At 49.2% G+C, this 11588-nt stretch carries 11 protein-coding genes and 1 pseudogene; 11 read left to right on the top strand and 1 reads right to left on the bottom strand.

Annotated elements, in window-relative coordinates; all coding sequences use genetic code 11:
* Positions 1-10: 10 nt before the first annotated feature.
* The 10 genes and pseudogenes from T458_RS57695 to T458_RS52155 form a co-directional block, all read left to right on the top strand.
* Positions 11-206: pseudogene (locus T458_RS57695) on the top strand (phospholipase D-like domain-containing protein); the annotation flags it as partial.
* A gap of 257 nt (positions 207-463) precedes the next feature.
* Positions 464-721: a hypothetical protein gene (locus T458_RS0129400; RefSeq protein ID WP_023559076.1), complete on the top strand. Its 258-nt coding sequence runs from the start codon at positions 464-466 to the stop codon at positions 719-721.
* A gap of 545 nt (positions 722-1266) precedes the next feature.
* Entirely contained in the window at positions 1267-1497 is a 231-nt protein-coding gene (gene rpsR, locus T458_RS52120; protein WP_023559077.1) for a 30S ribosomal protein S18, read from the top strand.
* Between the two features lie 112 nt (positions 1498-1609).
* Entirely contained in the window at positions 1610-2518 is a 909-nt protein-coding gene (locus tag T458_RS52125; RefSeq protein ID WP_023559078.1) for a DUF2232 domain-containing protein, read from the top strand.
* A 4-nt stretch (positions 2519-2522) separates the two neighbouring features.
* The gene (locus T458_RS52130; RefSeq protein ID WP_023559079.1) at positions 2523-4460 is read left to right on the top strand and encodes a DHH family phosphoesterase; all 1938 of its coding nucleotides are present in this window, start codon (positions 2523-2525) and stop codon (positions 4458-4460) included.
* Positions 4461-4487: 27 nt separating this feature from the next.
* Positions 4488-4931, top strand: a complete 444-nt coding sequence (gene rplI / locus T458_RS52135) for a 50S ribosomal protein L9 (protein WP_023559080.1) — start codon at positions 4488-4490, stop codon at positions 4929-4931.
* A 27-nt stretch (positions 4932-4958) separates the two neighbouring features.
* Positions 4959-6311, top strand: a complete 1353-nt coding sequence (dnaB, locus tag T458_RS52140; protein ID WP_023559081.1) for a replicative DNA helicase — start codon at positions 4959-4961, stop codon at positions 6309-6311.
* A gap of 172 nt (positions 6312-6483) precedes the next feature.
* Entirely contained in the window at positions 6484-7770 is a 1287-nt protein-coding gene (locus T458_RS52145) for an adenylosuccinate synthase (RefSeq protein WP_023559082.1), read from the top strand.
* 253 nt (positions 7771-8023) lie between these two features.
* The gene (locus tag T458_RS52150) at positions 8024-8962 is read left to right on the top strand and encodes a macrolide 2'-phosphotransferase (RefSeq protein ID WP_023559083.1); all 939 of its coding nucleotides are present in this window, start codon (positions 8024-8026) and stop codon (positions 8960-8962) included.
* A gap of 187 nt (positions 8963-9149) precedes the next feature.
* Positions 9150-9362, top strand: coding sequence for a hypothetical protein (locus T458_RS52155; RefSeq protein WP_023559085.1), 213 nt, complete (start codon positions 9150-9152; stop codon positions 9360-9362).
* A gap of 62 nt (positions 9363-9424) precedes the next feature.
* On the opposite strand, the gene T458_RS52160 is transcribed toward T458_RS52155, so the two are convergent.
* Complete coding sequence (locus T458_RS52160; protein ID WP_031306216.1) at positions 9425-9790, bottom strand: hypothetical protein; 366 nt, start codon at positions 9788-9790, stop codon at positions 9425-9427.
* 263 nt (positions 9791-10053) lie between these two features.
* Here T458_RS52160 and T458_RS52165 point away from each other — a divergent pair, with 263 nt between their 5' ends.
* Entirely contained in the window at positions 10054-11574 is a 1521-nt protein-coding gene (locus T458_RS52165) for a M23 family metallopeptidase (protein WP_023559087.1), read from the top strand.
* The last annotated feature ends 14 nt before the right edge of the window (positions 11575-11588 follow it).

Raw genomic sequence — 11588 nt, forward strand, 5'->3', positions numbered from 1 at the left:
CTAAGATAGGAGCCGTACCTACTACGGAAGCCGGGTACAGATTTACATGTACGAAAAAGGGATGCTGCACGCAAAGGTGATGGTCGTCGATGAGGAAACGGCTGTGGTATGTTCGGCGAATTATGATTTTAAGAAGCAATCGCCTCAATTACAAGGTGTGCGAAGTTTTGTACAGCGCCGGCGTAGCGCGGGAACTCACGGAGCAATCTGCTTGCCTCGCTGTTATAGCTCGCGGGTTAACGCACCAGGTATGGTATGAATTTCTTACAAGACATTTCATAGAGGAGCATCCTACAGAACAGATTTATGACGATTTGTGTAAAGAACTAGGAGTAACGCTCACCTGTAATGCCTGGAGACGTTTCGAGAGCTGCATACCGCATTCGAGCTCGCTTACCGTGCGCAGGGCTTGAAGCCGCAGCGCCACGGCCTGCCGCTGCATACAGCTAAGGAGTGGAACGCAATGCTGGCCGCAGCCGGGTTTATGAACCCGCGGCGCCGCCAAAACGTCCGCATCGAACGGTACCCGACGGTGCGCGATTTTCTCCATGCGATAAAAGCGATCGGCGCCAGCGCCTCGGTAGCCTCCCCTTCCGGCCGAATCGGCCTACGCCGCCTTTTTCACGACATGTTCCAGCACTACGAGACGCGATACGGCGACTCTAATGGCATCCTTGCGACATATGAGCTGCTGTTGCTGCATGGTTTCGCTCCGAAATAAAGTATCACCGAGGGAGAGGATGAAGAACAGGAAACCGTCTACGGAACGTTAGCGTATATTATGTTGAAATTGGCAGTAATGACGAAGCGAATAATCATAAACAGCTAAATCCTTAGAGTAAGAAAAATAACAGGGACAACGAGGGCTTAGTACAAAAATTTACATATGCATCTCTCGTCTGGAAAAGTTTAAATTCTGCATGTTTAGTTCTGGAGAGACAAATAGACTACCAGAACAACCAATCGTGGCAGCCTATTTGCTCTAAGTGCAAGGAGGGGACTGTACCCCACCATTAGTATATATACCGAGGAGGTTGTTTAAGTACAATTATCGAGTCGGAACGAGGTCCGATTTAAACATTTGATTTCTAGACGTATTTGTGGTAATTTTAGAAAAGTGAATTCACGGTTTACACAGGGACGGTGTGTAACCAATAAAAACTCAATTAGAACAAGGAGTATTGGGGAATTACACAGTATGCGTTCTTCAATATTGCCATTCTAAGATCGTATAAACTTCACTTTTCCTAAGAAGGAGGAACTCAAATGGCACGCAAAGGACGTCCTAATAAACGTCGTAAAGTTTGCTTTTTCAAAGTGAACAAAATCAAGCACATCGATTATAAAGATGTAGACTTGCTCAAAAAATTCATCAGCGAGCGCGGAAAAATCCTGCCTCGCCGTGTAACTGGTACTTCCGCGAAGTATCAACGTGCTCTGACTGTCGCGATCAAACGCGCTCGTCAAGTAGCTCTTCTGCCTTACACGACTGAATAGTTCACAGGCTATTAAAAGGGGGACACAATTGCGTGGCCCTCTTTTTTCCATATCGTTTTATGCAGGCAAGTACGTGTCGTGAACAATCGAGTTTCATCAAAGAGGTGCTGATATGCCTTCGAAAACCAAGCAATTGGCAGAAAACGCCCTGATGCTGGGGGTTGCACTGGTATTCTTGTTTCTCAGTACATATACCGTACTCGGTGTAGTTACTGTTTTTCTGATTCCGCTGCCATTTTTGCTCCTGGGCCAGCGCAGCAGTATATCCAATATGGTCTGGGTCTCTCTTGCCTTTACAGTAATGGGTATGTTGATTGCGGATATTACTTCTGCAGTCATTGCTTTGATCTCCGCTGCACTGGGCGCTGTCATGGGGATCATGTATTCCAAAAAAGGAAAGGCCCTTCCTGCCATCGTAGCAGGGGCTGCCGTTGTTTTTTTGGGGTACGTGCTAATGCTTGTGATCTTGACATTTGTCATGAAAATTAACTTCCAAGATATCTTAAAACAAGCCGAACAATTTCGTCCTGAAATCATGCCTGTGGAGCAATACAAATCGTACACAGAGCTATTCATGATGATTTTGCCCGGGGTATTTGTGACCTCCAGCTTTGTGCAAAGCATGATTACGCATGGATTGGGACGGTTGATCGGGAAGCGTCTGAAAAGACCGGTTCCGGCCTTGAAGCCCATTCGGCAATGGAGTTTTCCGAGATCCTTGCTGTATTATTATTTTATCGCGATGATCGGCATCCTGGTTTTTAGCGTGAACTTGAAAGGAACATTCTGGGAGAGTGCGTTGTACAACGTCAAAATGATCCTGGATATCGTCTTCTTTTTGCAGGGACTAAGCTTTTGTCTCTTTGCAGCAGACTTGTACGGATGGAAAAGAATGACTCCAGTGCTTATTGTCTCTCTATTTATTTTTCCGTTCTTAAGCACTATACTGAGTCTAATAGGCATCTTTGATTTGGGAATACGTTTGCGAGACAAGCTGGAAACAAGAGTGAAGAGGGGCTGAGGAAATGCCCAAATTCCTGTTAAAGCGTTGGTACGGGATGCATATGGTCCTGGCACTTAGCTTTAGCTTTCTGTTGTTGGGAATCTTGTCCCTGCATCACTGGATGTACGGGGCGATTGGCGTTGTTTGCTTGATTGGCCTGGTGATCTATGCCCTTCAAGCCGAAAAAGGATTTCAAAGAGACCTGCGTCTCTACCTGGCCACGGTCACACATCGGGTCAAAAAGGCGGGAGAAGGGGTCATATCCGAATTGCCGATCGGGATTCTTCTATACAACGAGGAAAAGGCAATCGAGTGGGTAAATCCGTATATGACTGAAATGTCCGGTGATGAATTGCTGATCGGAAAAAGTCTTACGGAGGTATTCCCCCAACTAAACTGGAAACCAGAGCAAAAAAGGATCGAATTCACCTATAACGAGCGGGTCTATGAAGTATTAGTTCGTTCCGAGGAACATCTTCTTTATTTCAAAGAAATTACCGAGCACAAGGAGCTGACCAACCGTTACCATCGGGAGCGGGCAGCTCTTGCCATCATCCATTTGGACAATTTGGATGAGATTGGGCAAGTGATGGATGAACAAAGCCGTACGCTGCTGTCCACTAGCGTGGCTGGTGTGATTACAGATTGGGCCAACAAGCATCGCATCTACTTGCGCCGCATCTCATCAGACAAATTCCTGGCGTTGATGGAACGAGAAACGCTGGATAAGCTGGAAGAGACACGATTTGATATTTTGGACGTTGTACGGGAAATGACAGCCGACAACAAAATTCCGATCACGCTCAGCATCGGGGTCGGGGCAGTTGCCACTACGTATACGGAGCTGGGACAGATGGCCCAGTCCAGTTTGGACATTGCACTTGGACGTGGCGGAGACCAGGCTGCTGTGAAGATCGGCAACAAGCTGACTTTCTACGGCGGCAAGTCAAATGCCGTGGAAAAACGGACGCGTGTTCGCGCGCGCGTCATCGCGCATGCCCTGCGTGATCTGATCCATGAGGCAGAGCATGTGATCGTGATGGGGCATAAGCAGCCGGATATGGACTCTGTGGGGGCTTCTCTGGGGGTCCTCAAGGCCGTACAGGTGCATAACAAGCAAGCCTATATCGTCATGGATGAAGGCAATCACTCAGTCGAGCGATTGATGCGGGAGATCTACGCCAACGAGGAATTGGCGGAATCGTTCATTACGCCGGAGCAGGCGATTCGACTGGTAACGGGACGCACGCTGCTCGTCGTCGTCGATACCCATCGTCCGTCACTGGTGATTGAGCCAAGGCTGTTGGGCGAGACCAGCCGCGTGGTGGTAATCGACCACCATCGCCGTTCCGAAGAATTTATCGAGCCCGTGCTGCTGTATCTGGAGCCGTACGCGTCTTCTACGGCTGAGCTGGTCACTGAGCTGTTGCAGTATCAAAGCGAGCGGCTCAATATCGACAGCCTGATTGCAACTGCCCTGCTGGCCGGGATCGTGGTGGATACGAAAAGCTTTGCTTTCCGCACAGGATCGCGTACATTTGAAGCTGCTTCGTTCTTGCGCCGCAATGGTGCAGACACGGCTGCCGTACAGCGTTTGTTGAAGGAAGATTTGAATCAATACGTGAAGCGGGCGCGAATCATCATGAATACCGAAACCTATCGGGACAGCATGGCGATCGCAATCGGCGATCCATCTGAAGAGTATACACAGGTACAAGTGGCCCAGGCAGCCGAGCAATTGCTGACCTTGTCGGGCATTCAAGCATCTTTTGTCGTAGCTAAACGGGCAGACGGTACGGTCCTGATCAGTGGACGCTCACTGGGAGACATCAATGTCCAATCCATCATGGAGCATCTCGGCGGAGGCGGTCATTTGACAGGAGCCGCTACACAGATCGAAGGGATTTCCCTAAAGGATGCTGTCGTTCGGCTGAAGGAAGCCATTGATACGGTGGTATAGGGCCAAATTGAAAAGGGGGAAACGATGATGAAAGTCATTTTTCTTCAAGATGTAAAAGGCCAAGGAAAAAAAGGAGAGGTCAAGGATCTCTCTGAAGGATATGTACGCAACTTCCTGCTCCCAAAAGGCTTGGTGAAGGAAGCGACAGAAAGCAACGTAAAAACGCTCGATGCCCAAAAGCGCAGCGAGGAGAAACGCAAAGAGCAGGAAAAACTGGATGCCCAGGCACTGGGTGAGAAACTGAATGAACTGACTGTGAAGGTTAAAGGGAAAGCCGGAGAAGGCGGACGCCTGTTCGGAGCTATTTCGAGCAAACAGGTAGCCCAAGCGCTGGAAGAACAGTTCAAAATCAAAGTCGATAAACGCAAGCTGGAAATGGAAGCAATTCGCTCATTGGGCGTAACGCAAATCAAAGTGAAGCTGCACAATGAAGTGACAGCAACGTTGAAAGTACATGTAGTTGAAGAATAATTTGGTGAAAGATGTGGGAGGTATGACGTGAGCGACCTGTTTTTAGATCGTGTGCCGCCGCAGAACAAGGAAGCCGAACAGTCTGTACTGGGTGCCGTCTTCTTATCCAAGGAAGCTCTCATCACCGCCATAGAAATCCTCCGACCGGAGGATTTTTACAAGACTGCGCATCAGCGCATCTTTCAAACGATGGTGGATCTGTATGAAAAGGGAGAGCCGGTCGACCTGGTGACGGTGACCGCTGAGCTGCAGGACCACAAGCTGCTGGAGGAGGTAGGTGGTGTCACCTATCTGACGGAGATCGCCAGCTCGGTTCCGACAGCAGCCAACATCGAGTACTACGCCAAAATCGTAGAAGAAAAATCGCTGCTCAGGCGATTGATTCATACAGCGACAAAGATCGCCAATGATGGCTATTCGCGTGAGGACGAGGTAAGCGAAATCATCGCCGATGCCGAGAAGTACATCATGGAGATCGGCCGCAACCGCAACAGCGGCGGCTTTACACCCATTCGCGACGTGCTTCTGGAAACCTATGAACGCATTGAATTTTTGAGTCAGAGACGCGGTGATGTGACCGGGATCCCTTCCGGTTACACGGACTTGGACAAGATGACATCAGGGTTTCAACGAAGCGACCTGATTATTCTCGCCGCCCGTCCATCTGTCGGGAAGACGGCCTTTGCGTTGAATGTAGCGCAAAACGTCGCCGCCCGCGCCGGAGAGACGGTAGCGATTTTCTCTCTGGAGATGGGTGCTTCCCAGCTCGTACAGCGGATGATATGCGCCGAAGGAAATCTGGACGCCTCGAGAATGCGCTCAGGTTGGCTGGAGGAGGACGACTGGCAAAAGCTGACGATGGCGATCGGTACGTTGGCAAAGGCGCCGATTTACATCGACGATACGCCAGGTGTTACCGTGATGGATATTCGCGCCAAATGCCGCCGATTGCAAGCGGAGAAGGGGCTGGGCATGATCCTGATCGATTACCTGCAGTTGATCCATGGTCGGGGCAAGGGCGACAACCGTCAGCAGGAGGTATCGGAAATCTCCCGTACCTTGAAGGGGATCGCCCGGGAATTGAATGTCCCTGTGATCGCACTCTCCCAGTTGAGCCGTGGTGTAGAACAACGGCAGGACAAGCGTCCCATGATGTCCGATATTCGTGAATCGGGTTCCATCGAGCAGGACGCGGATATTGTCGCCTTCCTCTACAGGGATGACTACTACGATAAAGAGACGGAGAACAAGAATGTCATCGAGGTCATTATCGCCAAACAGCGTAACGGCCCAACGGGTACAGTAGAATTGGCATTTTTGAAGGAGTACAATAAATTCGTCAGCTTAGATAATCGATTCCGCGATGCAGCGGGTCAGTAAAAAGTCGGAGAATATCCGACTTTTTTCTTTTTTTCATTTTACAAAATAGACGAACATATACTGTATTTTCCATCCGAATGTTCGTATTTTAATTGACATACAGGAATTGGTTTAGTACACTTAGATTGTTTCAGGCCCAAAAGGAAATGATGATATCAGGAGGTGTTTTTCGATGTCAACTGTCGTTGTCGTCGGAACCCAGTGGGGCGATGAAGGTAAAGGCAAGATCACGGATTATTTGGCGGAGAGCGCAGAGGTAGTGGCTCGTTACCAGGGTGGTAACAATGCGGGTCACACCATTATTTTTGATGGGAACAAATACAAACTGCACTTGATTCCATCTGGAATTTTTTATACAGACAAAACATGCGTTATCGGCAATGGCATGGTGATTGACCCGAAAGCACTGGTAAAAGAGCTGGAGTACATCCACAGCTTCGGTTTTTCCACGAAAAACTTGCGCATTAGTGACCGCGCTCACCTGATTCTGCCATACCACATCAAACTGGATGGCGTGGAAGAAGACAGCCGCGGAGCCAACAAAATCGGCACGACGCGCAAGGGGATTGGTCCTGCGTACATGGACAAAGCGGCACGGATTGGTATTCGTATCGCCGACCTGATGGATCCCGAAGAATTTGCACGTAAATTGGAGCGCAACCTGGCAGAGAAAAATCTCTTGTTGGAGAAGCTTTATAATACAACCGGCTTTGATTTGAAAGAAGTAATGGACGAGTATCTGGGCTATGCGGAGATCATCCGTCCTTATGTTACCGATACGTCTGTAGTCCTGAACGATTCGATCGATAATGGCAACCGCGTCCTGTTTGAAGGCGCGCAAGGCGTGCTGCTGGATATCGACCAAGGCACCTATCCTTACGTAACCTCCTCCAATCCGATTGCGGGCGGCGTAACGATTGGTTCCGGTGTTGGACCGACGAAAATCAACCAGGTAATTGGCGTAGCGAAAGCGTACACCACACGTGTAGGGGACGGACCGTTCCTCACCGAACTGAGCGATACGACAGGCGATCACATCCGTGAAGTCGGGGCTGAGTACGGTACAACTACAGGTCGTCCGCGCCGTGTGGGCTGGTTCGACAGCGTGGTTGTTCGCCATGCGCGTCGCGTCAGCGGGATCACGGGTCTGGCGATTACCAAGCTGGATACTTTGACTGGCATCGACACACTGCGTATTTGCACCGCGTACAAGTACAATGGCGAGATCATCGAGTCTTTCCCAGCCAACCTGAACCTGCTGGCAAAATGCGAGCCGGTTTACGAAGAACTGCCAGGCTGGTCCGAGGATATTACGGGAATCCGCAATCTGAATGATTTGCCGGAAAATGCGCGTCACTACATCGAGCGCATCACCCAATTGACCGGTATTCCGATGTCGATTTTCTCCGTTGGTCCGGATCGTGAACAAACCGTCGTTGTTCGCGGCATCTGGGGCTAACGAATGTGATATAACTGAGGTAGCGACCCCGTCATGCAAGTGGCGGGGTCGCTCTATGTTGAGGCATGTGATATACTGAATGGGATTTTCAGCATTGGAGGTTTTTGTGATGAGAGGCATCGCATTCATGCGGCTTCGTTAATTTCGATTTTACCCCGCGAAAGCTCAGCCATTTTTAAATCAAGTAATGGCTTGGGTTTCTTTGTGTTGTGGTTGAATCATGAACGAAACGAATGAATGAGGTGTATTTTTTATGTCCAAAAACATGAACACGAAAATAAAAGAGATTGTTTCGCTTGCAAAAAAACACGGAATTGAAGTGGAACCGCTTAGCGTGAAGAGCAACGAATCAGGCTTGGATTTCCTTGCCGTATTTGCACGCTCGACTGATGGCGCATCCTGGGTCATGAGGGCTCCTCGTCGACCCGATGTCGTGGAATCGGCTGCTTATGAGAAAAAGGTGTTAGATCTGGTAATCAACCGATTGCCTGTGGAGGTACCGAATTGGCAGGTGCACACGCCTGAATTGATCGCCTACCGTCTCTTGGATGGAGTTCCGATCGGGACCATCAATCATGAAGCCACAGGCTATGATTGGTACTTGGAGCCGCAATCGATTCCTGAGCGATTCATTCAATCTCTGGCAGAGGCAATGGTAGCACTCCACGCAATTGATCATGAAGCAGCACGCAATGCAGGTATTCGCGTCCACCAACCAGCGGAAGTCCGCAGAGCACTAGCGGTGAAAATGGACGAGATCAAACGGATTTTTGGCGTGTCACAAGCGCTTTGGGAACGCTGGCAATCCTGGCTAGCAGATGATACATGCTGGCCCCATCACTCTGTTCTCGTACATGGCGATCTTCACCCCGGTCATATTCTGGTTCATCCTGATGGGAGGGTAACCGGACTTTTGGATTGGACGGAAGCAGAGGTAGCCGATCCTGCTACTGATTTTACTGCTTATTGCCTGATATTTGGGGAATCGGGCCTGGCAGAACTGCTCAAACGATATGAGAATGCAGGGGGCCGTGTATGGCCGCGGATGCAAGACCATATCATCGAGCGGATGTCCGCCTCTCCCGTACTGCTCGCGGACTTTGCATTGAAGTCCGGTTTGGAGGAGTATATGACGATGGCTCGCAACGCCTTAGGTGTCGATGAAAAAGGGGAAGAGATCTCTACGGAATGATCACAAAACAAGCTTAACAAATGACAACATTCTAACGGGCAGGGAGACGAAAGCGGCTCCTGCCCGTTTTTTATATTTTTGCGGGAAAACAGGCTTCTTCACAATTTTTTTAGGCAGGACAGACACGATTCCGTACCTTCTGGGCATATGGTAAAAACAAAGGCAGGAAATGGAGAGGTGATCACAGATGATGAAGATGGGATTCGACCAGAAGGCCATGAAGCTGTTGGGCAAAAATGTGCAGGTAAAAATGGTGAATGGCTGCGTTATCAAAGGGACCATGACTCATTATAACAACGGATACCTCTGCTTCATTACCACATACAAGCAACGGGATGATGAAAAGACCACGATCCGCCGGCTGGCGCTAAAAGACGTGACGTCTATGTCTGAGGTGTGACAGCTCCATGGCCAAGAAAAGTTCAGCCACCTCTCCCTTTAGTGGAGCAGGTGGCTGTCATTTTACACCATTCCACCAAAGGAACGAATAATCTGGGTCGCTTCCGCATTGCGATCAGCGGGTACGACAGCAGTCAGCAAAAACGGCGTGTTGAAGTCATCGCCGCGATCCGACATGCCGCTCGCATCCGGGTCTGCAGCAGCCAATACACTGGCGTCACGGCTTGTGAAATCACCAGCCAAAGTCAAATTTCCCAAGGAGGGGATCTGCCCCGTGATGGGATTGATGACATGATCGACGCCACTACCTGGGAATTGCCCGATATGATCGATCTGGACGATTGTAAACCCTGCCGTATTCAGTGCTTTTTTGGCCTGAGCTGCCGCATATTCGCTGGAGAAACCAGCCAAAATATTTTGTTCTTTCACAAAAGTCAACTCCATTTCACACATAAAATTTCCCAATTTCATGAACATATCATGACTCATTCTTGTCTTTTTTATTCGACGGCATTTTACACTTGCTGATCGCAATATTTTTGTGGTAAAGTCGACATAGTTGGTTTCATTAGGCATTTTGGCAGATAAATGGAAACCAACATTTGGTATGGTAGACCTATTTGGTCAATTTCAAATTTTCAGGAAATAGACGGTGAGAATGCTGCTGTATCTGTTTTCAGGAGGGACAAGTTATGCAATGGGCCAATTGGAAGGCCGAACTGCAGGAACGGTCGAAGCAGGTCGTTCGCAAATGTAGTGAAATGGCGAAACGCACGATGAAACATACAAGCACTTACATGACCACGCATAAGAAGCAAGTGATTACCGTAGCATCCGTATTTGTACTGACAGTAGCCACGGGTGCATCTGCACAATATTATTACAAAAGCAATATCAACTCGATTTACCATGTGATTGTGAACGGCAAAGAGATTGGCGTCGTCAGCAGCCCTGATGTCATCAACAAATGGACAGCTAGCAAGCTGGAAGAGGAGAAGGCCAAGAGCGGCTACACATTCATGCTCTCCGACTCGATCAGCTTCCGGGAAGAACGTTTGTTCAAGGGCGAATACGACGATGAGTCTGCATTGAAAGAATTATCTGCCATCGCAGATTTCAAGGTAGATGCAGTCAAACTCGTGATCGACGGAAAAGTGGTCGGTTATGCACCCGATCTGGATGCGGCCAATGAAGTGCTGGATAAAGTCAAAGAAAAGTACTCTGGCATTCCGGCACAAAAAATCTCTACTCTGACAGCCGCAGCAGATAAAAAGAGCACGGTAGCAGCTGCCTCGCTAGCCGCGCCGGATGCGAGTCCAGTCAAGGAAGTAGCATTCAAGGAAAAGGTGGAGCTGCAGTCGGAAGCAGTGCCGTCCGCTCAGGTTTTGACGGAGGACAAGCTGGAGGATCTGCTTGTAAAGGGCACATACAAAGAATTGATACATACTGTCGTTGAAGGTGATTGCGTCGGTTGTATCGCAAAGCAGTATGACATTACCTCAAAGGATATTTACGATAACAACCCTGGCCTGACGGAAAATACGGTACTCAAGCTGGGTCAGCAAATCAATGTGACGGCGATCCGTCCATTGGTGACCGTACAGGTGAAGGAAAATGTGACGCAAAAGGAAGAAATTCCTTTCAATACGCAATATAACAACAATGAAACGTTGCCGAAGGGCGAGACTAAGGTCGTCCAGGAAGGCAAAAACGGTACAAAACAAGTCGAATACGAAATCATCAAGGAAAATGGACAAGTCGTCGAGCGCAAGATCTTGAAGCAGGAAGTACTGGATGAACCTGTGATCAAGGTAGTCGAGCGTGGCACGAAGGTAATTCCTTCGCGTGGGACAGGCCGTCTGGCTTGGCCAGCACAAGGGTATATCAGCAGCGGCTTCGGCACGCGCTGGGGAAAACTGCATAAAGGGATCGACATCGCTGGTGCGGGCTCCGTAATGGCAGCCGACAATGGCCGCGTCAAGTTTGCTGGTTGGGATGGCGGTTATGGTAAAGCGATCATCATTGACCACGGAAACGGCATGCAGACCCTGTACGGCCACCTCAGCACGATTAATGTAAAGGTTGGAGATGTCGTACAGAAAGGCAAGAAAATTGGTGTGAAGGGCTCCACTGGGAACTCCACCGGGGTTCACCTGCATTTTGAGGTTATACAAAATGGACGAGTCCAGAACCCAATGCGTTTCCTCAATTAAGATAAATTCAAACT

It is taken from the genome of Brevibacillus panacihumi W25, from assembly GCF_000503775.1.
Classification (GTDB): Bacteria; Bacillota; Bacilli; order Brevibacillales; family Brevibacillaceae; genus Brevibacillus; species Brevibacillus panacihumi_A.

Excerpts from the sequence above, each read along its gene's own strand:
- T458_RS52130 (WP_023559079.1), top strand. The coding sequence starts at position 2,523 with ATGCCCAAATTCCTGTTAAAGCGTTGGTACGGGATGCATATGGTCCTG.
- T458_RS52155 (WP_023559085.1), top strand. The coding sequence starts at position 9,150 with ATGATGAAGATGGGATTCGACCAGAAGGCCATGAAGCTGTTGGGCAAA.
- T458_RS52145 (WP_023559082.1), top strand. The coding sequence starts at position 6,484 with ATGTCAACTGTCGTTGTCGTCGGAACCCAGTGGGGCGATGAAGGTAAA.
- rplI (WP_023559080.1), top strand. The coding sequence starts at position 4,488 with ATGAAAGTCATTTTTCTTCAAGATGTAAAAGGCCAAGGAAAAAAAGGA.
- T458_RS52150 (WP_023559083.1), top strand. The coding sequence starts at position 8,024 with ATGTCCAAAAACATGAACACGAAAATAAAAGAGATTGTTTCGCTTGCA.
- T458_RS52165 (WP_023559087.1), top strand. The coding sequence starts at position 10,054 with ATGCAATGGGCCAATTGGAAGGCCGAACTGCAGGAACGGTCGAAGCAG.
- T458_RS0129400 (WP_023559076.1), top strand. The coding sequence starts at position 464 with ATGCTGGCCGCAGCCGGGTTTATGAACCCGCGGCGCCGCCAAAACGTC.
- T458_RS52125 (WP_023559078.1), top strand. The coding sequence starts at position 1,610 with ATGCCTTCGAAAACCAAGCAATTGGCAGAAAACGCCCTGATGCTGGGG.
- rpsR (WP_023559077.1), top strand. The coding sequence starts at position 1,267 with ATGGCACGCAAAGGACGTCCTAATAAACGTCGTAAAGTTTGCTTTTTC.